Raw genomic sequence first — 22353 nt, forward strand, 5'->3', positions numbered from 1 at the left:
TCCCCAAAGCGGGCATGCGCAGTCTTACCGTGGACCTTACAGTAGGCGTCGTGGTAGCAATCCCACCCTCACGCCGGCCCCGGTGCGGCGCGCTCACGTAGCGCCGTCAGGAACATCTCGTCCATCCGCGGACTCACCTCGGCCAGGGTCGCGGCGCTGACGTAGCGCGCGGAGCCGAAGACGCGCTCGAGCTCTTCGGCGGCGGTGGCGCTCCCGATCGACAGGCACAAACAGGCCACTCCGTCGCCACGGAGTTCCTCGAGCGCCTTGTTCGCGTCGGCCTCCGCGTAGCGACCGTCGTAGCCGTCGTCGTAGGGGCACCCGTCGGACAGGACAAGCAGCAGCCGGTTGGGTGTGCCGGCTTCGGTGTTGAGTATCTCGCCCGCGCCGCGGATCGCCGCACCCAGGCGCGTATACCCCGACGGCTCAAGCTGATTGAGCCGGGCGCGTTGCGGGGCGCCGAAGCGCTGTCCGAACGTTTTGATCGCCGGCAGGTGCACGGCGTGCCGCCCGTGGGATCGAAACGCGTAGATGGCCACGCGGTCGCCGAGTTCCTCCAGGGTCATCGCCACGGTTGCCGCCGCGCCCCGCTGGTGGTCGTGGACCCTGTTCCCCCGCAGGTCGGCGTCGGTGGCCGATCCGGACGCGTCGAGCAGGATGAGGACGCCGAGGTTCCGAACGACGTTGCGGCGCTGGGTGTAGACGGCCTCCGTGGGTGAACAACCGGAGCGCAGGTCGACGAAGAGATCGACGAGCGCCTCGATGTCGATCTCGTCACCGTCGGGGCGCGCGCGTAAGAGCTTGGGGCCGAGACCGACGCGTGCCAATCGCCGCCGCAGCTCGTCGTCGTGCGAGACGTGCGCGGCCGAGATGTGGGTGGGCTCGGTGAGCGGAAAATCGATGACGCGGCACCAGTCCGCCCGATAGCGGTTGTTGAAGACGTCCCATTCCGGATGCAGTGCACCGCCGATTCCCAGAGCAGCGCCGGGCCGGTCGCCGACGAAATTGATGCGCGTCGGAAGTGGACGGGCTGACGCGCCGACCGCTCGTGCCGGCCGGATCGAGCGCGCCTCAAACTCCCCGCCCGACGAGTCGTCGCCGCGCGACGGCGCCTCGCCCAACAGTTTTCGCAGAAAGTCCATCAGTGCCCGCGAACGCAGCAGCGGATTCTCGAACAGCTTGAGGACCTTGCTTTCCTCGGAGGCGGCGTCGTCCTCGTCGGCGGGCTCCCGCTCGGCGACGAGCTCGATCGCCGTCCGCAGGTCCGTATCCGTGGCGGGCGCGGCCCGGCTGTCGGACGACGCCAGTAGTTGTGCCGGACGGATGACACCGAACCACGCCGGAGGGTCCGCGATTCGGCTTGTGCCCCTGGCCATTTCGAGGGACCCGTCCGCGGTCGCGGTGCGGGGATCACCGTTGGGGCGAAGTGCCGCCGCCAGCGCAACGGTGGGGGCGAGTTCGGCGAGCACCCGGTGGCCTTCCAGCGCGAGGTAGCGGCGCGCGATCGCCGGCCGGCCTCGCAGCCGCTTCACCAGCCGCCGATCCAGGCTGCCCGCGCCGAGCAGGGCGGCCTGGACCAGCACCTGCCGGCGCTGCTGCCCGGCGGGGTCGGCGGCCGGGACGAAGATGACGGCGCCGTTCGTGTAGGCGTCCTGGCCGGGCGCCGCCCGGGCGACGTCGACGGCCCGGCCGGCCAGGTAGGTGGCGAGGAACCGATACCGTTGCGGGCCAACGGGTTCCATCACCTTGGCGGCAGCAGGGAATCGACGAGCTCGCCGAGTGCCGTGACGACCTCCCGGTCATCGGAGAGGATCCGCACGATCGCCGCCTGGACGGCGCTGCGCAGGCTGAGTCCTTCGGCGACCAGGCTGCCGGCCAGGATCAGTGTGCGGGTGGACGACACTTCGCGCAGCGGTGAGCCATCGAGCTTTCGGATCGCGTTGCCCACGGTGACCAGGGCGCGTGCCGTCGCATCGTCGATCCCCGCTTCGTGGGCAACGACTTCCGTCTCGGCCTCGACGGGCGGGAAGTCGAGTTCGATGGCCACGAATCGCTGCCGGGTCGACTCTTTGATGTTCTTCAGCACGCTCTGGTAGCCGGGATTGTAGGAAATGACCAGTTGAAATCCCGGTGCCGCGGGCACGGTCGTTCCCAGGCGGTCGACCAGAAGCTCGCGGCGATGATCGGCGAGCGGATGGATGACCACCGTGGTGTCCTGGCGCGCCTCGACGATCTCGTCCAGGTAGCAGATCGCGCCCTCGCGAACGGCCCGCGTCAACGGCCCATCCACCCAGACCGTTTCCCCCCCTTTGAGAAGGAAACGCCCGACCAAGTCGGCCGACGTCATGTCTTCGTGCGCCGCGACGGTGATCAGGTTGCGACCGAGCGCGTGGGCCATCGCCTCCACGAACCGGGTCTTGCCACATCCCGTCGGGCCCTTCAGCAGCACCGGCAGGCCGCGGCGCGCGGCGGCGCGGAACACCTGCACCTCATCGCCGGCGGGCCGATAGAACGGCGCCTCCGACGCCGGGCGCACGGTGGGCTGGGAATCCGTCAGCACCTAGCGCCCTCGCGCGCGCTCGAAGGGGACGACCTCCGGCAGCTGGCCGCCCGGCGGGAGGACGAGGTGGCCGTGCACGTCGACGTACCCCGAACGCTTGGTGGGTATGGGCAGGGCGGGATTCGGGCATGGCGTGTCCGTGCCGTCGCCGCAGATGCCGCCGTTGAAGTACGAACGCTTCTGGTGGTCTTGGGGCCACGGGTCGGAGTGCATTCCGATCCATTGCGCGGGCACGTTGTAGAAGAAAAAGAAGCACGAGCTGACGCCGGCGAAGATCGCCAGGAAGCGCGTGAACTGCTGTCTGGCGAATCCGCCTCGCACGTGGTCCAATCCGCGCTCGACGACGGTGCGGCCGCGATCGTCGGTGAAGAAGCGCAGACAGCACAGCGCGGCCTGCACACCACCCCACATCAGGCCTTCGTAGACCGGCCATTGGTAGTAGGTGTCGGCATTGAGCGACACGGACCTGATGGCGCCGGGGTAGGTGTAGAAGCCGATCGGTAGCAGGACCAGACCCTCCATGACGAAATCGAAGACAAACGCGAGCGCGTAGGTGACGAGGACCAACCGAAGATTGCTGATGTTCGGCCAGCGCGTCTTGATTTTGCGCATGATCCAACACCCGACGATCGTGATCAGCAGGACGCCGTAGGCGTAACCCGGAGCGTTGGTCAACAGCGGCTCGGACACCTGACGGCCCGGCTCCTCCGGGGAAACCCAACCCGGAATGTTCGACGACCAGGAGCCGCGGTTGAACAGCCAGGTGTTGTAGGTGCACCACGTGTTGAAGTAGTTCAGCAGCGGATCCTGGAAGAACATCAGGCCCATCGACAGCACGAGCATGCCGTCCAGCGTGATCCGCCGCTCGCGCCGCCACGGCCGGATGAAGAACCACCACACGACGACCGGCAGCGCGATCCATAGCACCACCGCGTTCGCCATCAGCGGCACCTTCATGTACATCGGCGGCTCGCTCGGTCCCGACGGCACCCGCTCGAAATACGGGCCGGTGATCCACCGGATCCACACGTAGAGCTGGAGCACCAGCAGCGCGCCACCGGCGGCGGCCCAAATCTTGATCGGTCGCACCGGCGACGCGGCCTGCGCGCCGAGTTCGCCCGCGCCGGGCAGTGGCTCGGTGACGGACGACGGCTGGTTCCTGTTCGCGAGATCGCTCATGACGCTGGTGTCCTCCGGGGTCGGCATTCCACGCTCCGAGCAATATACTCACGAGTATCTGAGAAACGGAATAGCTTCTCGCAAGCTCTGGCAGAATCTGGCGCATGGTTGAGCGTTGGACGCGAGAGCGCCGCCTCGAGCACACTCGCTCGCTATTGGTCGATGCCGCCGAGGAAGTCTTCGGCGAAAAAGGGTTCGTCGCCGCGACGCTCGACGACATCGCCCACGCCGCCGGGTACACGAAAGGCGCGATCTACAAACACTTCTCGACGAAGGAAGACCTGTTTCTGGCGGTCAGCGACCGCTACTGGCGCCGGTACTTCGTCAACTTCACCGAGGTGATGGCGCCGGCGACGCAGGTCGGTGCGCGCGAACTCGACGAGATCGCCAAGCGCTGGAGCCAGCTCAGCCGCGATCGCGGGGCGGAGCACGCCGCGCTGGGTCACGAGTTCATGCTGTACCTGCTGCGGAACCCCGAGGCGCGGGAACGCGTGGCCGCCAAGCGATCAGAGGCCGTCGAGGCGCTGGCCAAGTTCATCGTGGCGGGCATCGACCGGCTCGGCGGGACGTTGCTGATTCCCGCGTCGACGTTCGCCCAGGTCCTCGTCGCCACCAGCGACTCGGTGGTGTTGGGCAGTCAACTCGATGACGTGGACCTCTTCCGCCCGATCGTCGAGATGTACGTGTCGGTGATCAAGCTGCCCTGACCGCCGATCCGAAAAGGACTGTGGCGCACGGCGTCTCAGGCACCAGTGGCGATCTCCAGGTCCTTCAACGACTCCTCTAGATGACCGAGCATCCGCTGCAGGTGCGGGACGCTGCGCCGGCAGCCGACCAGGCCGAAGTCGAGGTTGTCGGCGTTGTTGGTCACGGTGATGTTGACCGCCTGGCCGTCGAGGGGGATGGACAGCGGATAGTTTCCGTCCAGGCGGGCCCCGCGCCAGTACAGCTGCTCCGAGCGACCCGTCGACACGTTCGAGATGACGATGTTGAACGGCGGCGAGGCCGCGGAAAGGTAGCCGGGGACCAACCCGAGGAACAGGCCCCCGATGTTGAAGGCGGACAGGGCCAACTGCTGAACCGGCGGCAGCTGCCAGAACACCTCTTTGGTGTCGCGAATGGATGCGCTGATGATCTCGAGCCGTCTCGCCGGATCGTCGAGATCGGTGGCGAGGTTGCACAGGAAGGTGCCGACCATGTTCCCGCCGCGGTCGTCGTCGTCCTTGCGCAGATTCACCGGAACCATCGCGGTCAGTGGGGCGTCCGGCAGCGCGTTCTGATCCAGCAGGTAGGCGCGCAGGGCGCCGGCCGACATGGCGAGAATGACGTCGTTGACCGTGACGCCGGCGGCCGCCTTGACCGCGTTGATGCGCTCCAACGCCCAGGACTGGGCCGCCACCCGCCGCGCACCGCCGATCCGGACGTTGAACATCGACCGCGGCGCCTGGAACGGGAGCGTGAGTTGTTGTTCGAGCAGCGCGGCCCGCGCGAGCTTCAGCGTGGACGGCGCCAACGCCAGCGCCGACCCCGCGGTGCGGCCCACCCGCCCGAACAGCGACGGACTTCTGCGTCCGCCGCGCTTGCGCGGCGCAATGCTCCACGGGACCCGCACCTCGTCGTCGTCGGGATCGGAGGTGAAGGCCCGCTGCATCAGGCGAAGCGCCGAGACGCCGTCCATCAGGGAGTGGTGGTACTTGGTGTACACGGCGTACCGCCCGTCCTGCAGGCCCTCGACCAGGTGCGCCTCCCACATCGGGCGGTGCCGGTCCAGCAGGCTGCCGTGCAGCCGGGAAACCAGCTCCAGGAGGTCTCGCACCCGTCCCGGTTCCGGAAGCGCGGAACGGCGAAGGTGGTAGTCGAGTTCGACTTCCTTGTCGAAGGACCACGCGACGTTGGTGACCCCGCCGAAGAACGCCGGACGCTTGCTGAAGGCCGGTTGCACGTCGGTGCATTCGAGCATCGCCTGATAGGACTCGCGGACGAAATGCGGGCCGGCATCCTCGGGCGGCTCGAAGAGCTGCAGCGCGCCCACGTGCATCGGATGTTCGCGTGATTCGCCGATGAGGAACAGCGCATCCGTCGGTGATATCGGTTCCATGCGTGTCGCCCCCAACTGTTGCCGTCGCGCCGCCCACCGCAGGGACGGCCTACCTCCTAATAGCCACAGCGGGTGGCGGCCCAAACGGCCATCCGCCCCGGGACGGTCGCTAGCGGACGTCGTCGGCGAGCGCGCGAGCCTCCCGCTCGGTTTCGACCGCGGGCCCGGAGCCCGGCAAAGGCTTGCCGGCGACTTCGGGGGTGAACAGCAGCGTGATCGCGCCCACCACGCCCCCGAAGATCAGCATGTAGGCCGGCACCATCACGTTGCCGGTGCCCGAAACGAGAGCCTGGGCGATCAGCGGCGTGATGCCGCCGACTAGCGAAATCGAGATGTTGTAGGAGATGGCCAGCGCGCCGTAGCGCACGTTGGTGGGGAACAGCGCCGGCAGCATGGCCGGCCCGGTGCTGTCGAAGCACAGCTCCATCAAACCGATCAGCAGCACCCCGATGAAGATCACCGGGTAGATGCCGCCGAAGCGGATGAGCAGGAACGCCGGTATGGAGGCGACGATCAGCAGGCCGCACCCCGTCCACATGATCGGTTTGACGCCGATGCGATCGGACAAGGCCGCGACGAGCACCACCGTGCCCATCAGGATCGCCAACGTGGTCACGATCATGACGAGTCCGGCGGTGCGGCCCACACGCACGAACAGCCGCAGGTACGTCGGCAGGTATCCGGTGAGCATGAAGTCGGCGACCTGGGAAGTCAGCACCAGCGCCGCGCAGATCAGCATGGGTCGCCACTGCTCGACGATGGTGCGGTGAATCTGTTGCCGGCCCTGGTCGCCCGCGTGCGCATCGTCGTGGGCGCTCTGGTACGCCGAGGACTCCTCGAGCCGCAGCCGCAGGAACAGCGCGACCAGCCCGAAAGGCAAGCCCAACAGCAGCGGAATCCGCCAGCCGTAGGTCAGCATGGCGTCCTCGGGCAGCCAGGTCTGCAGCCCGGTCACCAGCAAGCCCGCCAGGACGAACCCCACCAGATTGCCCATCGGCAGGAACCCGACCATCATGCCGCGTTTGTGATCGGGGGCCTGCTCGACGAGATAGGTCATGGCGCCGACGTATTCACCACCGGTCGACAGGCCCTGGAATATTCGCGCGAGGACGAGCAGGATCGGCGCCCAGATGCCGATGGTGCTGTAGGTGGGCAGCAGGCCGGTCACGGTCGTGCTCACCGTCATCATCAGGATGGTGACCACCAGGACGCGGTGGCGCCCGATCCGGTCGCCCAGCGGACCGAAGATGAACCCGCCGAGCGGACGCACGACGAACGCCGCCGCGAGCGTTCCGAAGGTCGCGATGAGGTGGACTCCGCTGACGTTCTTGCCGGGATAGAACACCTGGGCGATCGTGGTCGCGATGTACCCGTAGACCCCGAAGTCGTACCACTCCATGAAGTTCCCGATCGCGGTGCCCATGATGGTTCGGCGCATCGCGGGGTCGGCGACCCGGATTTCTCTACGTGCCCATTTCCTCCGGCGGCGTCGAATAACCATCGAATCAAGACTTACCCACAACTTTCTCAGGGACAACCGGCGGGGTGGGCTTCACGGCCCTGACGTGGGACGACCGGCGGCGATCGCCGCGATCCCGCTCGGCCACGATCGCGTGCGACAAACGCCAGCTAGAACGGGTCGCCGGCATTCACGTCGGCGGCACCGCCGCGCCGCCGGAGGTGACGCGGGGTTATCCCCGTCACGTTCGCCCGGTCACGGGCGCGCGTCACTGGCCTTTCAGGCTGCCGATGCGCAACGAGAAGTCCCCGGGGCCGGGGCGGGGGGCCTCCACCTGCTCGACATAGCGACGCGGATCGCGATCCGTGATGGGCAGCCCCTCGGTGGTCGGGTGCTCGGCCATGAACTCGCTGTATTGGCGCCCGAGCGCTTCGCGAAGGCCGATCGGGGCGTTGCGGCGGAAGTCCGAGAGCCCTTCGCGTTCCTCCTCGCCCATGTGATCGTCGTTGGCCTCGCGGGTGCGCCCGACCGCCGCCCACCATTGCTCGCTGCCGAGTTCGGCCGCGTCGGCGTCGCGCACCCCGTCGCGGATGTCGTTGTGGTCGCCGATGGCGTCGAGGGTTTCGCCCTCGGCGTCCTCGCCACCCCGTTTGAGCAGTTGGGGGTAGAAGATCTTTTCCTCGATGTAGGCGTGCACGTCGAGCTTGTCGGCGAGCGGTCGCCACACCCGTTCGAGCCCGGTGCGGTCGGCCGGCTGCTGTGCCTGGAGGTAATCCAGCCGGGCGAACTGTTCGCGGAACCAATCGTGGTCGGCGAGAATCAACATGGTGATGTCGGCCATCGGTGAGCCTCCGCCCCTGTGACGCCGGTCAGCCGGCTGGGTTAGCGCGTTCGACACCATTGAAGAACGCCAGCCTCGTCTTACCCGCTCGCGGGGTCGATGTAACGACCCCGGTAGGCACCGCATCGATGTGCTCGCCCGAGTTGCTCTGCGCCGCAGGGGATTAGCAAATTTGCGCCGACGTAAGTGTTCTGGCAGGCTGAGAGCCATTTCGGCGACACTAAGCTGGTCGGGAACTCGGCGGAGGGGCACGGTGTGCCGGCCGGATACACTGGGGCGTCCGTGCGGCGATCGATTCGATCGCGCCGTTGAACCCGATATGAATAAGTCAGAGGTTGTGCCTTGTCCGAAAATCCCGGCGATGCCGTCAGCTTGGAACCGCATTTCGAGGACGTACAAGCGCACTACGACCTGTCCGACGAGTTCTTCGCGCTCTTCCTGGATCCGACGCGGACCTACAGCTGCGCGTATTTCGAGCGCGAGGACATGACGCTGGAAGAGGCGCAGATCGCCAAGGTCGACCTCTCGCTGGGCAAGCTGGGATTGCAGCCGGGCATGACGTTGCTCGACGTCGGGTGCGGCTGGGGCACCACGATCGTCCGCGCGCTCGAGCGCTATGACGTCAACGTCGTCGGGCTCACGCTGAGCCGCAATCAGCAGGCGCACGTGCAGCGCCGCCTCGACGCGCATCCGTCCGCGCGGTCCAAGCGGGTGCTGCTGCAGGGCTGGGAGCAGTTCGACGACAAGGTCGACCGCATCGTGTCGATCGGCGCCTTCGAGCACTTCGGGCGTGACCGCTACGACGATTTCTTCAAGACCGCCTATGAGGCTCTTCCGGCGGACGGCGTGATGATGCTGCACACGATCATCAAGCCCAGCGACGAGGAGTTCGCCGAGCGCGGGCTGCCCATCACCATGACCAAGCTGCGCTTCATGAAATTCATCATGGACGAGATCTTCCCGGGCGGGGATCTACCCCAGGCCAAGGGCGTCGTGGAGCATGCCCAGCGTGCTGGTTTCGGGGTGAAGCTGGTGCAGCCGCTGCGCCTGCACTACGCGCGCACCCTCGACACATGGGCGGCCGCACTCGAGGCGCGCCGCGACGAGGCCATCGAGATTCAGTCCGAAGAGGTCTACGACAGGTACATGAAGTACCTGACCGGCTGCGCGGACCTGTTCCGTGAGGGCTACACCGACGTCGCGCAGTTCACCCTGACCAAGGGCTGACGCCCGTCCTGTGCCCCCATCCGGGGGGGGCGCCCGGTTTACCGGCATAGCACGGCGGGTAATTCCACGGCAACAACCTGATTCGGTGGGTGTCGATGTCCTTCGGCGCAAGCCGCAGGAAGGACGGATCGTGGCTGCCAAACACCGCATGCCGGAGTCGCTGGAGCAAACCCAGACGCCGACCGATCGAGGTCAGCGTATGTCCGGTGCGGCGAAGGTGTGCGAGATCGTCTGCGCTGCCCTGATATGCGCGGCGTGCCTGACGGTGTTGGTGCTCAACGGGGTCCGCGCCGGCAAACGAACCGTGACCGCCGAGGTCAGTCCGCCTTCCGTTTCGCAGCCGGTGAAGCAGGAGGGCACCGTGATCGCCGTGACGGTGGACTCGGTCACCATGCGCAGCCCCGACGGGTACACCCAGACCTATCGCTTCACCCCGGATACCACCGTCATCACCCATCGCGGTAGCCAACCCGCCGTCGCGGCACCGCAATTCACCGTCAACGACCGGGTGGTTGTGGTGGGCACCATCGAAGGTGGCTCGGCGCTGGCAACCGCGGTGGCCTACCGCGGCGCGGGACATGGGGAGGCGCCGCCGATGGATTACCTTGAGGGGCAACCGGTTCCGACCGACGCCGCCTGAGCCGCTCCCCGGGATGCCCGTCCGCCTAGGCTGATAGCGATCCAGCCACACGGAGGCGCCATGACCGAGCACGAAGCAAAGATGATCATCCTGTCCACCGACGACCTGGACGAGTCGATCCGGTTCTACAGCGAGACCCTGGGCATGCCGTTGAAGTTTCGCGACGGGGCGCACTTCGCGGCCCTGGATGCGGGCCCGGTCACGTTGGCGCTGGCAACCGCCGTGGACCATCCCATCCCCGGCCAGGTCGTCGTCGGCATCAAGACCGCGGACGTCGACGCCGCGGCGAAGGCTGTCGAGGCCAGCGGTGGTGGCATCGTCAAGGGCCCCTACGACGACGCCCACGAACGACGCGCCGTGGTCTATGACAACAAGGGCAACGGCCTGGTCTTCTACAAACCGCTGGGACGCTAGGGCGCCTACCTTCCGGTGCGTTCGCGGTGTTTGCAGCCCGGCCAGCAGCACGGCCTGCGTTTGCCTTCCTCCAGCTCCTCCTCGGTGCGGCGGATGCGGCGCGCCCGGGTGGCCTCCTGCTTGGCATCCTCGACCCAGCAGATGAACTCGTTTCGGGCCAGCGGCGTGATGTCGTTCCAGGCGGCCAGGGCCGTGGGGTTGGCGAGCAACGACTCGCGCAGGTCGGCGGGCAGCTTGTGCACCACCCCGCCGGGCACTCGCCGGGCGCTCATCGGTCCACCAAATGTGCGTTGTCATCCTGCAATTCGTCGCGGCGTAACGCCATCGGGGTCGCGGCGGGGATATCGCCGGCGGCGACCACGGCGCGCGTGATGGGGGACAGCGCCCGAAACAGCGTTTCGACCTCGTCGTCGCTGAGCACGTCGAGCACCGACAGGCAAAGGGCGTCGGTGCTCGACTCGATGTGGTCCTTCAGTTCGCGCCCCGCGGCGGTCAGCGTCCCGTCATCGCGTAGCAACCCGCGCTCGGCGAGGCGCTGTTCGTGATGGCGCCATGCCGCCTCGTCGTAATCGCGGGTGCGGGCGATGTAGTCGCGCGCGACGTTGCCCGCCGCGGCGTGTAAGACGTTGGATTCACGTCCGGAGATGCCCGCCGCCGCCAGCACCGCCACGTGCCCGTCACCGCGCTGTTCGCGCAGCAGCGTCGTGGCGTGCCACAGCGCGGCCAGGGGATCGTCGGGCCAGGGCAGGGCCAGATTAGCGGCGAACAGCGGGCGGGCATCGAGCGGCGCGTGGCGCGCCGCCTTCCCGGCGAGTTCGGCTGCCACGCGGACGTTTTCGTCCGACCCGAGGCCGTAGCGGCGCAGCGCCGCCACCGCGGACTCCTGGCGCGCCCGCAATGCGGCCTCCGGACCCGCGATCTCCCACGCCGCCGGCAACGCCTTGGCAACCCGTTCGGGCGCGAAGTTGTAGAAGACCGAGGTCACGACCTCCCGCGGCACCATGCCCAGCGGCGCGGAGCGGGCCGCGAAATAGCCCATCCAGAAACCCCGGTAACCCAACGCGTCCAACGCCGCCCGGGCCTCGGGCGCGAAATACGTCACCGCGTGCACCGGCTCGTAGCGATCGAAGAAGCGTCGGGCCAACTCGGGTTGTCGTCGCATGCTGGCAGTTAACCACCGGTGACGGGTGGGGACCAAGCACGCGGCCCGAACGACCCCGCCTAGGCTCGAGCGGTGACCATCCCCTATGACCAGGTACTACACGAGCGGATCCGGAGCAATCTCGCCGGCCACGAGCGTCGAAGCGTGGCCGATCCGGCCAAGCGGCACGCCGCCGTGGCGGTGGTGCTCGTCGACTCCGATGTCGGGGAGGACCGGGTGGATCCGGCGCCGGTGGACGACTGGAACGTCGATCGAGGGCTGCCCGCGGCCGGCCTCGACGGGCGCATGGTCGACGTGTCGGGCGGGGCGGCTTTCCTGCTGTGCCGCAGGGCTTCTCGACTCACTTCGCACGCCGCGCAGTGGGCGTTACCCGGTGGCCGCCTCGACCCGGGCGAGACCGCCGTCGAGGCCGCGCTGCGGGAATTGCGCGAGGAGGTCGGCATCGAACTCCCCGAGGCGACCGTGCTGGGACTGCTCGACGATTACCCGACCCGGTCCGGATATGTCATTACGCCGGTGGTGATTTGGGGAGGCGGCCGCCTGGATCCGCGCCCATCGCCCGACGAGGTCGTCGCGGTGTACCGGGTGGGCCTGCACCAACTGCAACGTGACGATTCGCCGCGATTCATCGCCATCCCGGAGAGCCCGCGACCGGTTGTCCAGATTCCGTTGGGGGGCGACCTGATCCACGCGCCCACCGGGGCGGTGCTCCTGCAGCTGCGGTGGCTGGGACTGGAAGGCCGCCACGACCCGGTCGACGGGCTGGAACAACCCGTTTTCGCCTGGAAGTAGCTTTCGCGCAACCTCTTCGAAAGTCGGGGCACTCAAGGTCGGCCCTGCGCACCGAACAGTGAGCCCGCCAGTTCGACCAGTGAGGTGCCTGAGACGTCCCAGGGGCCCGGGGGCGCGGGGGCGGGCACCGGGTCCGGCCCGTACTCCTGCGGGCGCGCGACGAAACCGGTCGCCAGGCCGCTATCGCGGGCCGCCTCGAGGTCGGCGGTGTGCGCCGCCACCAGCATCACCTCACCGGGCTCCAGGCCCAGCAATCGCGCGGGAGTCTGGTAGGCCCGCGGGTCGGGCTTGTAGGCCTGACTGACGTCGGAACCCAGGACCACATCCCAGGGCAGGCCCGCGTACTTCGCCATCTCGACCAGCAGCCCGGTGTTGCCGTTGGACAAGGGCCCGACGATGACGTGCCGCTTCATGACCGCGATGCCGTCGACGCTGTCCGGCCACGGTGGCAGCCAGCGCCACGACCGGGCGAGTGCCTGCACCTCGTCGCAGGGCAGCGCGTCGGCACTGACGCCGAACTTCGCGAGCGATGCGACGAGGTTCTCTCGATGCAGAACGTCCAGCGACACGAATTCCCGTCGGCCCGAGCGAATCTCGGACATGGAGGGCAGGTATCGACTGCGCCACTCCAGCGCGAACGCGTCGGGGTCGACGTCGATGTGTTGGCGCTGCGCGAAACGCCGTACCGAGGCGGCGATCCCCGAACGCCAGTCGACGACCGTTCCGAACGTATCGAACAGAACTGCACGCACTACCCGACCGGTCGACGGTGAGCGGTAGTCGGTCATGCCTCAGGCTAACGCTGCGCTCGTCACCTGCGATGCGCCCGGCGGTGCACGGCGTACGCTATCGTTAGCTGTGCGAACGAATCTTTGACTTCCCGATTGATGACCGAAGGGAGGCCGTTGTGGCCCGAAGCGCCGGCGATACCTGGGATATCGTGACGAGCGTCGGCTTCACCGCCTTGGCGGTGTGTGCGGCGCGGGCCCTCGACGCGGGTCTGCAGCCGCCGTTGGCGAACGACGACTTCGCCGCCGGCTTCGTCGCCGCCGCCGGTGAACCGAATCTGATTGCGGCCGTGGACAACGCCGACATGAGCAGTGCCGCGGCCTTCAACGCGCAGTGGGTAGGGGTGCGGACGCGATTCTTCGACGAGTTTTTCGCTGATGCCACCCGATCGGGGACGCGCCAGGCGGTCATCTTGGCGGCCGGATTGGATTCGCGGGCGTACCGGCTGGACTGGCCCGCGGGCCACACGGTTTACGAAGTGGATCAGCCTCGGGTGCTCGCGTTCAAGCAACAGGTCCTCGACCGGCAGGGCGCCGTGCCCTCGACGAGGCGCATCACCGTCGCCACGGATTTACGGGATGACTGGGCCGGCGCGCTGATCGCGGCCGGCTTCGACCCCGACCGGCCGACGGCGTGGGCGCTCGAGGGCCTGCTGCCGTATTTGCCCGGGCCGGCCCAGGATGCGCTGTTCGAAAGGCTGCACGAGTTGTCGGCGACCGGTAGCCATATTGCCGCCGAACTCGGTCCCGCCCCGGGCGAAGTGCGCGAATTCGCCGACAATGTCCCCACGATCAGCCAAGACACCGGTCAGCCTCCGGTGGCCGAGCTGTGGTACGACGATGCGCGCATCGACACCAAAGAGTTTCTGGCCCAGCGGCATTGGCGTGTCACGGCCGTGAACCTGGTCGACAAGGCGGCCACCGAGTATGGTCGGCCCTTCCACGAATTGCCGGCGGTCTTCGACCGGTTGATGCGCACCAAGTTCTTCACCGCGGTCCGCGAATCGCCGACAGGCGTCGTTCGATGACAGCCAGGGCTTGCTCGGCCCATCGAATGTTCTCCTCCTCGAACGAGATTCCGCGGACCAACGTCAGGTAGGGGCCGACCCGGTCGGTGTGGGCCAGGTACTCCTTCTCGGTGCGACCGTCCATCATGCGCGCCCGCAACCGTTCGTAGCGTTGCAGTTTGGCCCGCGCCCATTGCATCCGCTCGAGGATGGACTCGCGCACAGCCGGCATGTCGCCGGCGTCGGCGGCCTGGACCTTGACCAACAGCTCGTCGCGGATCACCGAGGGTTTCGGCGCCTTCGCGGTGAACTGCCGGATCGCCTCGCGCCCGGCCTCGGTCAGCGAGAACATCCGCTTGTTTGGCCGCCGTTCTTGACGCACGACCCGTGCCCGGATGAGGCCCTGCTCGGCCAGTCGATCCAGTTCGCGATACAGCTGCTGCGGGGTGGCCGGCCAGAAGTTCGCGACCGAGGCGTCGAAACCCTTGGCCAGGTCGTATCCCGACGACTCGCCCTCGAGGAGGGCCGCCAACACCGCGTCACGCAGCGACACCGGCCGATCGTACAGCGATGCGACTAGTCAACAAAGTGACCAACCGCACCCTGGACAATTCCCGACGGCGGCCTTAGCGTCGACCTCATTACTCAACAAGTTGACTATGCGAGGTCGCTGATGCACCCGTTCCGCACGGCCGTCGAAGAGCGCGATGAACAGGCCATCCAGGCGATGCTGGCCGACACGGTGGTGTTCACCAGCCCGGTGGCGTTCAAGCCGTATGTCGGCAAGCCGATCACCGCGGCCATCCTGCGCGGTGTGTTGCGCGTCTTCGAGGACTTCCGCTACATCCGGGAGATTCACGACGCAGGCGGCCGCGACCACGCCTTCGTTTTCGAGACCGGGATCGTCGGGGCGCCCGGGTTGAAGATCACCGGCTGCGACTTCTTGCATTTCGACGACGACGGGCTGATCGACGACTTCGTGGTGATGGTGCGGCCGCTGTCGGGCGCGACGGCATTGTCGGAGGCGATGGGCGCCCAGTTCGACCGCATCCAGCGGGAGGCGCTGGAGTTGGCCAATCAATCCGGCACCGCGTAGAAGTAGGGACCATGCGGATTGGTTTGAGCGTCAATTATGCGGGCGGTTTCAAGGACGTGGCCGCCGAAGTGGCCGACCTGGAACGCGCCGGGTTGGATATTGTTTTTGTCCCCGAGGCGTATTCGTTCGACGCGGTGAGCGCGCTCGGCTACCTGGCGGCAAGCACACAGCGGGTCGGGCTGGCGTCGGGCATCCTGCAGCTCTACACCCGCACGCCCACCCTGACCGCGATGACCGCGGCGGGCCTGGATTACGTCTCCGACGGCCGGTTCACCCTCGGCCTGGGCGCGTCCGGCCCGCAGGTCATCGAGGGCTTCCACGGTGTGCCCTACGACGCCCCGATCGGCCGGACGCGTGAAGTCATCGACATCTGCCGCCAGGTGTGGCGGCGCGAGACCGTGCGCCACCAGGGCAAGCACTACACGATCCCGCTGCCGCCCGACCGGGGGACCGGGCTGGGTAAGCCCCTCAAGCTCATCAATTCCCCAGTGCGTGAACGCATCCCGATACTGGTAGCCGCGCTGGGGCCGAAGAACGTCGAACTGGCGGCCGAGATCGCCGAGGGTTGGCAACCGATCTTCTACCTGCCCGAAAAGGCGCAGGACGTCTGGGGGGAGGCGCTGGCCACCGGGCGGGCCAAGCGGGACCCCGCGCTGGGCGAGCTCGACGTCTACGCCGGACCCGTCCTGGCCATCGGCGAAAACGTCGAGCCGCTAAGGGAATTCGTCAAACCGCACCTGGCGCTCTACATCGGCGGGATGGGCGCCAAGGGCAAGAACTTCTACCACACCCTGGCCACCAAGTACGGGTACGGCCCGCAGGCCGACCGGATCCAGGAGCTCTACCTTGCCGGCGACAAGGACGGCGCCGCCAAGGTGGTGCCCGACGATCTGGTGCGCGACGTCAACCTGATCGGCTCCCGAGCGTTCGTCAAGGAACGTCTGGCGGCCTACCGCGAGGCGGGGGTAACCACGCTGAACGTGGCGCCCATCGCGTCGACCACGGCCGAGCGGATCAAGCTCATCGAAACGCTGCGCGAACTGGTGTGACGGCCGCTGTGGAGCCAAATCAGTTCTGGCGGTGACTATCTCGTCGTAGCCGCATCGCCCTGCCGACCGCGCTCACCGACGCCAGCGCCGCCATGGCCGACAGGATCGCCGCCGAGACGCCAGGCTCGGCGGTCGCCAACAACAGTGGCAGCGCGAAGCCGATGTACGTGACGACGTAGAACACCCCGGTCAGAGCGCCCCGCAGGTGTTGCGGCGCCGCGGCCTCCAGATCGATCAAGCCCTCCCGCAGGCACAGGCCCGAAGCGCAGCCCAGGATCAACAACAGCGGTATCCCGACCGCGGGCGTCAGGGCCGGTGGCGTCGTCGCGGCCACCACGTAGCCGACCGCGGCCAAAGCCGCGCCGGCGGTCCCGGTCTGTGGCCCCCACCGGCGCGTGCGGGCCAGGACCTGAACGACACCGCTGACCCCGTTGACGATCAGGGTGGCCGTGCCCGCCGCGATCGGGGCCGCCAGCGCGGTGTGCAACCGCGTGGGGATGGTGACGAAACCCAGTGTCGCCGAGGCGTATACCCACGGTGCGAGCGGCATGGCCCAACTCAGGGCCCGCGACACTCCCTGTGCCGCCGGTCCCGTCGGGCCCGCGTCGGGGGGCGGCGCCGGCCGGGCCACGTGTGCGCCGGGTGTGGCCGCGACGGCGACGGCAAGCGATGCCAGCACGACGATCGCGGCGGCGACGGCGAACGACACCTGGATGCCGGACTGCCCGGCCCACGCGAATCCCCCGCCGGCGAACGGCCCGATGGCGAAGCCGGCGGTGAGTACCGCGCCGGCGGTCGCGGCGCCGGCCGGGCCCCTCAGGTCGGACGCCCACGCGGTGCCGGAGCTGATGGCAAGGCCCACACCGACCCCGACGACGAGGCGGCCCACCAGCAGCGCGCCGGTGTGCTGGGACAGCAGCATCGCCACCGTCCCCGCCACGGTGGCGGCCGCGCCCGCCAGCGCCATTGGCCGCCGGCCCAACGCGTCCGACGCGCGGCCGCCGATCAGCAACCCGGGGAGCAGCCCGAGCGCGTAGATGCCGAAGATGCCATCGAGGGTCGCGGTGCTGAGGTGTTCGCGGCCGCTGATCACCGGCATCAACGCGACGAAGTGGTTGGCGACCCATCCCGTCGCCAGCAGCAACGCCAGCACGCTGACGAACAGGGCCCGGGTGGCGGCCCGGCCGTTACGCGCTCGGCGGTTGCGGCCGCTGCGCACGCTCGACGAGATCACTGGTCTTCTCCCCCTCCAACGCGCGGCCGACGATCGTAGAACGCGACGCCACCCGGGTGGTTATTCCCGTGGACGTGATCGCGCCGCCGCTGCGGGCGCGGACTTCGCGGTGTGAAGGGGTTTGAAATCAGCGGATTTGGTGTACTGATACCACTACTCGCACCCAGGAAGGCACACGATGAAGTACATTGCGGCAGCCACGATCGCGATCTCCGTCTTGTTGTCCAGCGCGTGTTCGGCCTCACAGGTCATCAACACCGGCGGCGACACAAAGTGCAAAGACTTCACCACGCAGGACGAGAAGAAGCAGAACGACGAAGTCAGCAAGATGCTCAGGGACAAGAGCGGCGCAGACCCGAGCAACGTCGAGATCTCGGCGACGCGGCTCTCGGTGACGACGTACTGCCAGACGCTCGGAAAGCCGGACACGAAGATCTCCGAGGCGCCGCACGGCTGACGCACTCGGTCGGTGACGTGGGTTACGTTGCCGCCCTTGCGGTTTAGCGCCTAGTCCAGGAGCAACTGCGCGGGCACCTCGTCGTCCAGCACGGCCCGCGCCAGCAGTTCACCGAGCAGCGGCCCGAATTTCATGAGATTGCTACCGACGAACGCCAGCACGCGCCCACGCTGCGCCACCGTCCAGCCGTCGCCGCCCGGATCGAGCCACGGGGCGCGGACACTGACGCAGTCCACCTGGTCCACCGGCGACAGTGACGGGAACAGCGCGCGCACGGTCGCGGGGTCCGCCACCTCCTGGCCGAACGCCCACCTGCCGGTACTGCCGAGCGGCAATCCGTAGCCCTCGGGCGCGGACAGGCACGCCGCGCCGACCGCGTCCGCGCCGCGGTAGGTGAACCGGGTGTGCGGAACGAAGCCAACTGAGAGCGGACCGAACAGGTCTGGAGTGTGCGCACCCGCACAGATCAGCACCCGGTCGCCGCGCAGCACGGTGCCGTCGGCGAGCGTCGTCGCGCCGTCGTCGGCCACCGACAGCACGTGTGCGTTGCGGATGGCGACGCGGCGCGCCAACGAGCTCAGGGCGCGGCGGATGCGCAGGCTGCCGCCGAGGGGATCGAAAACTCCTGTCTCCCAAGGCACGACCGCGAACGGAATCCGTGCCGCGATTTCGGAACGCCCGAGCCGGGAGAACTGCGCGCCGGCGGAGCTCATGGCCGCCGCGACGTCGTCGCAGGCGCCGGCGGCGATGAAGCCCTCGGAGCCCAGCAGTCGCCCCGCGCCGAACTCGGATTCCCACCGTTGCCAGCCCGTTCGCGCCGTCAGCGCCAACCGGCAGAGCGCCGGGCGCCGATGCGCGACCCGGAATATCCGCGCCAGCCCGGCGGATTGCTCCCCGAATGGCCGCCCGCGCTCCAGCACGACGACGTCGTGGCCGCGCCGCGAAAGCTCGTAGGCTGCCGCGAGGCCACATATTCCCGCGCCGATGACGACGATCATCCGCATCACCCCCGCCGTCAGAAGTAGAACCCGGCGTGGGGCGCCTCGGGCACGGCAAACAATCGATCGGCCGCCGTCAGCGCTTCGGGATCGTCGGCACGGGCCAGCCCGGCCACGGCGAGATCGCGCCACGTGGTGCCGCCCAACAGGACGGCGCCCAGCCCCTCGACGTCGACGGTGACGTCGGGTTGCCGGTCGGTGACCGTGACGCCGTCGGCCGCGATGGCGAACCGCGCCGAATTGGCCGGCATCGCAGGGTCATTGACCGCGATGGTGACGGCACCGTCGCCACCGTAGCTGCGGGCGGACAGCGCCGCCGCCACATCGATGATGCGCAGCCAGGTTTCGTCGTGCACGGCGGTGACCCGCACGGCGCGCCGGTCGGCAACCAGCCAGGGCAGCGGATCGTCGAGCGGCAGCATCCAAAACAGCACGCGGTCAACAAGATCCAGTCCGAGCAGAAAGCGCAGCAACCCCAGATAGGCCTCGGCGGTGGGCGCGAAGAAATCCTCGACCACGATGGTGCGCTGGTCGCTGACGAACCACCGCTCGGTGTCGATCGGGCGGTATCGGACGAAGCCGGATTCGGATCCCGGCTCGCCGTGCACGGCGACATAGGCTGCCCCCGGGTCGGATTCGGCGCGCAGCCGCACGCCCTGCCACCACGACTGTGGGCGGTCGATGGTGCCCGGGCGGGCGGGACGGTTCTCGGCATAGATGCGCGGCAGCAACTCCCACGCCTGCGCGGTGTCGAGCAGGCGCACCCGGCCGCCGGTCCCGACGCCGCGCCGCAGCCCCGCCCGCGCGGTGTGGACCTCGACGGATTGCGACGAGCTCGCGACGCCGTAGCCGTAGCGCCCGTAGATCGTCGCCTCCGAGGCCCGCAGCGTCGCCACCACCTCACCGCGTGCGGCGAAGTCGCGCAGCTGGTGACGGATCAGCGCGGTGGCGATGCCTCGCCGGGTGAACGACGGCAGCACCCCGATGTGGGTGACGGCGGCGTGACCCACGATCGCGGGGCCGGGCAGCGTCAACCGGCTCGTCAAGGCGTCGGCGGTGCCGACGAGTCGACCGTCGGCGAATGCCCCCACGGTCCGGCCCGGCTCGAGCAGCGTCGTGATCTGGCCGGGGGCGAGCCCCGTAAGCGGCGGAAACCCCACCATGGCCGTGCGAAACACGTTCGCGGCGGCGATCAGGTCGTCCTCGCTGTCGAGCACCCGGATCTCGGTAGCCATGCCGCCATCATGTCGCGTTCCCCGGCCGGCGCGGGCCGCGGGCCGCGCGACGCGTCAAGCGGCGATCGTCACCGGATGGGCAAACCCGTCAGCGCCCGGGAGACCACCAGCCGCTGGATCTCGCTGGTGCCCTCGAAGATCGTGAAGATCTTCGCGTCGCGGTGCATCCTCTCGACGGGGTAGTCGCGGGTGTACCCGTTGCCGCCCAGGATCTGGATCGCCTCGTCGGTGACATAGACCGCGGTTTCGCTGGCCACCAGCTTGGCCATCGACCCCTCCGCGGAGTCGAAGTATTGGTTGTTGCGGGCCATCCATCCCGCGCGCCACACCAGCAGGCGGGCGGCGTCGATGCGGCACTTCATGTCCGCCAGTTTGAAGGCCACCGCCTGAAATTCGCCGATCTTGCGGCCGAATTGCTCACGCTGGCAGGCATAGTCGAGCGCGTACTCGTAGGCGGCCCGCGCCACGCCGACGGCCATCGCGCCGACGGCGGGCCGGGTGCGCTCGAAGGTCTTCATCGCCGCCTGCCCGCGCGCGGAGGCCCCGGACTTGACGCGGGCGATGCGCGCCTCGAACTTCTCCCGGCCCCCGAGGATGTGGTCCTCGGGCAGCCGGACGTCGTCGAGCACCACCTCGGCGGTGTGGGAGGCGCGGATCCCGTGCTTCTTGAATTTCTGGCCCTGCGCCAGGCCCTTGACGCCCGCCGGGATGACGAACGTCGCCTGGCCGCGCGTGCCGAGCTCGGGGTAGACCGACGCCACCACGATGTGCACGTTGGCGATGCCGCCGTTGGTCGCCCACGTCTTGGTGCCGTTGAGGACCCACTCGGATGTCGCCTCGTCGTAGCGCGCGCGGGTGCGGATGGCGCCGACGTCGGAACCCGCGTCGGGCTCCGACGAGCAGAACGCGCCCAGCTTGGGTTCGTCGGCGGTGCCGAACATCTCGGGCAGCCAGCGGCCCAGCTGTTCGGGGGTTCCGTTGCCCGCCAGCGCCGCCGCGGCGAGTCCCGTCCCCATGATGGACAGGGCGATACCCGCGTCGCCCCAGAACAATTCCTCGAACACCGTCAGCATGCCCAGGCCCGTCGGCTCGGCCGCCTGCTGGGCGAAGAGGTCGGGCGAGTACAGCCCCACCTTCGCGGCTTCCTGAATCACCGGCCACGGTGTTTCCTCGCGCTCGTCCCATTCCGCGGCGGCGGGCCGCACGACGTCGGCCGCGAATTTGTGCACCCAGTCGCGGACTTCGATCACGTCGTCGGACAGTTGTAGTGAGAACGTCACTGCTGGTCTCCTGAATCGTTGGTGTTCAAAGGGTTTCGGGGATTCGCGTACTGGGCCAGGACGCTGACGGTCTGGTTGACCCACGCCTCGAAATACCGTTCTTCGTCGGTGTTGCCGGGCAGGCGGCCGGTGAGCGCTTGCAGGGTCGCGGCGTAGGACAGCGAGCCGATCGCGACCGCCGCGGCCGCTTCGGGGTCGGGAATGCTGGTGCGCCCGGAGCGATTCGACGCGGCCAGTTCGTCGGCGAAGCGTTGGTAGGCGTTGTCGGTGATGACCTGCCACGTCTTCTCGTCGAGATCGCCGAGCTCGTCGGGCTCGCGCAGCATGACCTTGAGCAGATCCTCGCTGTGTTTGAGGTTGCTCCAGATCAGCTGCCCGGCGGTGCGCACCGCGTGCTCGACGCTGCCCGGTTGTCCCGCGTCGTACTGCTCGCGGGCCGCCACGATGCTGTCGATCCGGTGCGCGACCGCGGCCTCGAGCAACTCGCGTTTGGAACCGAAGTGCTTGTAGAGCGCGCCCGAGCCGGGCGCCAGGCCCGATTCGCGCTGGATGTCGGCCACCGACGTGGCCGCGTACCCCTTCGCGGCGAACAGCCGTAACGCCGCGGAAAGCAGGCGGTCGCGACCGCGGCCGGGTCCGGTGAGCATGGTGAGAGAGTACTCACTCACCATGCGGGCGAGCAAAACGGCGTCCGGTTCCCAGCCGGCGGCGGGCACGGGTGCGGCGCGGTTGACGGTAAATTCTTGCGAAACGCCATCGCGCTTGAACGTGCCGAACCCCCGCGGCTGTGAGGGTTGTACTCAGGCTGGTCGTCACGAACCCACTCGAACCCACAAA

At 68.3% G+C, this 22353-nt stretch carries 24 protein-coding genes; 9 read left to right on the forward strand and 15 right to left on the reverse strand.

The annotated features are described in order from the left end of the window. Positions 1-68: 68 nt before the first annotated feature. The 3 genes from W7S_RS00645 to W7S_RS00655 are packed head-to-tail and all read right to left on the reverse strand — an operon-like array spanning position 69 to position 3739. On the reverse strand, positions 69-1742 hold the full coding sequence (locus W7S_RS00645; RefSeq protein WP_014710789.1) for a nitric oxide reductase activation protein NorD: 1674 nt from the start codon (positions 1740-1742) through the stop codon (positions 69-71). Continuing rightward, a complete protein-coding gene (locus W7S_RS00650; RefSeq protein WP_014710790.1) occupies positions 1742-2560 on the reverse strand; it encodes a CbbQ/NirQ/NorQ/GpvN family protein in 819 nt (272 codons plus the stop codon). The genes W7S_RS00645 and W7S_RS00650 overlap by 1 nt, the downstream gene beginning before the upstream one ends. Further along, positions 2561-3739, reverse strand: coding sequence for a spirocyclase AveC family protein (locus W7S_RS00655; protein WP_014710791.1), 1179 nt, complete (start codon positions 3737-3739; stop codon positions 2561-2563). A 104-nt stretch (positions 3740-3843) separates the two neighbouring features. On the opposite strand from W7S_RS00655, the gene W7S_RS00660 reads away from it, so the two are divergent. Continuing rightward, positions 3844-4446: a TetR/AcrR family transcriptional regulator gene (locus W7S_RS00660; RefSeq protein WP_008262849.1), complete on the forward strand. Its 603-nt coding sequence runs from the start codon at positions 3844-3846 to the stop codon at positions 4444-4446. 35 nt (positions 4447-4481) lie between these two features. Here W7S_RS00660 and W7S_RS00665 read toward each other — a convergent pair whose 3' ends face one another. The 3 genes from W7S_RS00665 to W7S_RS00675 form a co-directional block, all read right to left on the reverse strand. Then, positions 4482-5837, reverse strand: a complete 1356-nt coding sequence (locus W7S_RS00665; protein ID WP_014710792.1) for a wax ester/triacylglycerol synthase family O-acyltransferase — start codon at positions 5835-5837, stop codon at positions 4482-4484. Positions 5838-5946: 109 nt separating this feature from the next. Beyond that, positions 5947-7275 carry an MFS transporter gene (locus W7S_RS00670; protein ID WP_008262852.1) on the reverse strand — a complete coding sequence of 443 codons (1329 nt, stop codon included), beginning with the start codon at positions 7273-7275 and terminating at the stop codon, positions 5947-5949. Between the two features lie 289 nt (positions 7276-7564). Further along, the gene (locus tag W7S_RS00675; protein ID WP_008262854.1) at positions 7565-8137 is read right to left on the reverse strand and encodes a hemerythrin domain-containing protein; all 573 of its coding nucleotides are present in this window, start codon (positions 8135-8137) and stop codon (positions 7565-7567) included. A 342-nt stretch (positions 8138-8479) separates the two neighbouring features. Between W7S_RS00675 and W7S_RS00680 the strand changes: the two genes are divergently transcribed. The 3 genes from W7S_RS00680 (at position 8480) to W7S_RS00690 (ending at position 10418) form a co-directional block, all read left to right on the forward strand. After that, positions 8480-9364, forward strand: a complete 885-nt coding sequence (locus W7S_RS00680) for a cyclopropane mycolic acid synthase family methyltransferase (RefSeq protein ID WP_009956872.1) — start codon at positions 8480-8482, stop codon at positions 9362-9364. A 130-nt stretch (positions 9365-9494) separates the two neighbouring features. Continuing rightward, positions 9495-10004, forward strand: coding sequence for a hypothetical protein (locus tag W7S_RS00685; RefSeq protein WP_238535819.1), 510 nt, complete (start codon positions 9495-9497; stop codon positions 10002-10004). Between the two features lie 60 nt (positions 10005-10064). Further along, on the forward strand, positions 10065-10418 hold the full coding sequence (locus tag W7S_RS00690) for a VOC family protein (protein ID WP_009956869.1): 354 nt from the start codon (positions 10065-10067) through the stop codon (positions 10416-10418). Between the two features lie 5 nt (positions 10419-10423). Here W7S_RS00690 and W7S_RS00695 read toward each other — a convergent pair whose 3' ends face one another. Both W7S_RS00695 and W7S_RS00700 read right to left on the reverse strand, forming a co-directional pair. Further along, entirely contained in the window at positions 10424-10690 is a 267-nt protein-coding gene (locus W7S_RS00695; RefSeq protein ID WP_014710794.1) for a YdeI/OmpD-associated family protein, read from the reverse strand. Next, positions 10687-11580 carry a hypothetical protein gene (locus tag W7S_RS00700; protein ID WP_014383617.1) on the reverse strand — a complete coding sequence of 298 codons (894 nt, stop codon included), beginning with the start codon at positions 11578-11580 and terminating at the stop codon, positions 10687-10689. Before W7S_RS00700 ends, W7S_RS00695 begins: the two co-directional genes overlap by 4 nt. 72 nt (positions 11581-11652) lie before the next feature. On the opposite strand from W7S_RS00700, the gene W7S_RS00705 reads away from it, so the two are divergent. Further along, the gene (locus W7S_RS00705; protein ID WP_014378818.1) at positions 11653-12372 is read left to right on the forward strand and encodes a CoA pyrophosphatase; all 720 of its coding nucleotides are present in this window, start codon (positions 11653-11655) and stop codon (positions 12370-12372) included. A gap of 32 nt (positions 12373-12404) precedes the next feature. Here W7S_RS00705 and W7S_RS00710 read toward each other — a convergent pair whose 3' ends face one another. After that, entirely contained in the window at positions 12405-13160 is a 756-nt protein-coding gene (locus W7S_RS00710) for a haloacid dehalogenase type II (RefSeq protein ID WP_014378819.1), read from the reverse strand. 119 nt (positions 13161-13279) lie between these two features. On the opposite strand from W7S_RS00710, the gene W7S_RS00715 reads away from it, so the two are divergent. Further along, positions 13280-14188, forward strand: coding sequence for an SAM-dependent methyltransferase (locus W7S_RS00715; protein ID WP_014381601.1), 909 nt, complete (start codon positions 13280-13282; stop codon positions 14186-14188). Here W7S_RS00715 and W7S_RS00720 read toward each other — a convergent pair. Next, on the reverse strand, positions 14148-14720 hold the full coding sequence (locus W7S_RS00720; protein WP_009956861.1) for a PadR family transcriptional regulator: 573 nt from the start codon (positions 14718-14720) through the stop codon (positions 14148-14150). The two genes, W7S_RS00715 and W7S_RS00720, sit on opposite strands and share 41 nt — an antisense overlap. A gap of 120 nt (positions 14721-14840) precedes the next feature. Between W7S_RS00720 and W7S_RS00725 the strand changes: the two genes are divergently transcribed. Together W7S_RS00725 and W7S_RS00730 are read left to right on the forward strand one after the other, a co-directional pair. Beyond that, on the forward strand, positions 14841-15263 hold the full coding sequence (locus W7S_RS00725) for a nuclear transport factor 2 family protein (RefSeq protein ID WP_014378821.1): 423 nt from the start codon (positions 14841-14843) through the stop codon (positions 15261-15263). An 11-nt stretch (positions 15264-15274) separates the two neighbouring features. Continuing rightward, a complete protein-coding gene (locus tag W7S_RS00730; protein WP_014378822.1) occupies positions 15275-16312 on the forward strand; it encodes an LLM class F420-dependent oxidoreductase in 1038 nt (345 codons plus the stop codon). A 19-nt stretch (positions 16313-16331) separates the two neighbouring features. Here the strand turns inward: W7S_RS00730 and W7S_RS00735 are convergent, their stop codons facing one another. After that, positions 16332-17546, reverse strand: a complete 1215-nt coding sequence (locus W7S_RS00735) for an MFS transporter (protein WP_014378823.1) — start codon at positions 17544-17546, stop codon at positions 16332-16334. 178 nt (positions 17547-17724) lie between these two features. On the opposite strand from W7S_RS00735, the gene W7S_RS00740 reads away from it, so the two are divergent. Beyond that, positions 17725-18003 carry a hypothetical protein gene (locus W7S_RS00740; RefSeq protein WP_014710795.1) on the forward strand — a complete coding sequence of 93 codons (279 nt, stop codon included), beginning with the start codon at positions 17725-17727 and terminating at the stop codon, positions 18001-18003. 50 nt (positions 18004-18053) lie between these two features. Here W7S_RS00740 and W7S_RS00745 read toward each other — a convergent pair whose 3' ends face one another. From W7S_RS00745 to W7S_RS00760, 4 genes are all read right to left on the reverse strand, one after another. Next, a complete protein-coding gene (locus tag W7S_RS00745; protein WP_014710796.1) occupies positions 18054-19001 on the reverse strand; it encodes an FAD-binding oxidoreductase in 948 nt (315 codons plus the stop codon). A gap of 17 nt (positions 19002-19018) precedes the next feature. Beyond that, positions 19019-20236: a GNAT family N-acetyltransferase gene (locus W7S_RS00750; RefSeq protein ID WP_014710797.1), complete on the reverse strand. Its 1218-nt coding sequence runs from the start codon at positions 20234-20236 to the stop codon at positions 19019-19021. Between the two features lie 68 nt (positions 20237-20304). Beyond that, positions 20305-21516, reverse strand: a complete 1212-nt coding sequence (locus W7S_RS00755) for an acyl-CoA dehydrogenase family protein (protein ID WP_014710798.1) — start codon at positions 21514-21516, stop codon at positions 20305-20307. Continuing rightward, positions 21513-22163: a TetR/AcrR family transcriptional regulator gene (locus W7S_RS00760; RefSeq protein WP_038534760.1), complete on the reverse strand. Its 651-nt coding sequence runs from the start codon at positions 22161-22163 to the stop codon at positions 21513-21515. Before W7S_RS00760 ends, W7S_RS00755 begins: the two co-directional genes overlap by 4 nt. Positions 22164-22353: the final 190 nt, after the last annotated feature.

It is taken from the genome of Mycobacterium sp. MOTT36Y (genome assembly GCF_000262165.1).
Lineage (GTDB): Bacteria > Actinomycetota > Actinomycetes > Mycobacteriales > Mycobacteriaceae > Mycobacterium > Mycobacterium intracellulare.

Bases quoted from the DNA above. Each gene is read 5' to 3' on its own strand.
- W7S_RS00725 (WP_014378821.1), top strand. From the start codon at position 14,841: ATGCACCCGTTCCGCACGGCCGTCGAAGAGCGCGATGAACAGGCCATC.
- W7S_RS00740 (WP_014710795.1), top strand. From the start codon at position 17,725: ATGAAGTACATTGCGGCAGCCACGATCGCGATCTCCGTCTTGTTGTCC.
- W7S_RS00730 (WP_014378822.1), top strand. From the start codon at position 15,275: ATGCGGATTGGTTTGAGCGTCAATTATGCGGGCGGTTTCAAGGACGTG.
- W7S_RS00670 (WP_008262852.1), bottom strand. From the start codon at position 7,275: ATGCGCCGAACCATCATGGGCACCGCGATCGGGAACTTCATGGAGTGG.
- W7S_RS00665 (WP_014710792.1), bottom strand. From the start codon at position 5,837: ATGGAACCGATATCACCGACGGATGCGCTGTTCCTCATCGGCGAATCA.
- W7S_RS00700 (WP_014383617.1), bottom strand. From the start codon at position 11,580: ATGCGACGACAACCCGAGTTGGCCCGACGCTTCTTCGATCGCTACGAG.
- W7S_RS00750 (WP_014710797.1), bottom strand. From the start codon at position 20,236: ATGGCTACCGAGATCCGGGTGCTCGACAGCGAGGACGACCTGATCGCC.
- W7S_RS00695 (WP_014710794.1), bottom strand. From the start codon at position 10,690: ATGAGCGCCCGGCGAGTGCCCGGCGGGGTGGTGCACAAGCTGCCCGCC.
- W7S_RS00645 (WP_014710789.1), bottom strand. From the start codon at position 1,742: ATGGAACCCGTTGGCCCGCAACGGTATCGGTTCCTCGCCACCTACCTG.
- W7S_RS00660 (WP_008262849.1), top strand. From the start codon at position 3,844: ATGGTTGAGCGTTGGACGCGAGAGCGCCGCCTCGAGCACACTCGCTCG.
- W7S_RS00760 (WP_038534760.1), bottom strand. From the start codon at position 22,163: ATGCTCACCGGACCCGGCCGCGGTCGCGACCGCCTGCTTTCCGCGGCG.
- W7S_RS00710 (WP_014378819.1), bottom strand. From the start codon at position 13,160: ATGACCGACTACCGCTCACCGTCGACCGGTCGGGTAGTGCGTGCAGTT.
- W7S_RS00745 (WP_014710796.1), bottom strand. From the start codon at position 19,001: ATGATCGTCGTCATCGGCGCGGGAATATGTGGCCTCGCGGCAGCCTAC.
- W7S_RS00690 (WP_009956869.1), top strand. From the start codon at position 10,065: ATGACCGAGCACGAAGCAAAGATGATCATCCTGTCCACCGACGACCTG.
- W7S_RS00675 (WP_008262854.1), bottom strand. From the start codon at position 8,137: ATGGCCGACATCACCATGTTGATTCTCGCCGACCACGATTGGTTCCGC.
- W7S_RS00655 (WP_014710791.1), bottom strand. From the start codon at position 3,739: ATGAGCGATCTCGCGAACAGGAACCAGCCGTCGTCCGTCACCGAGCCA.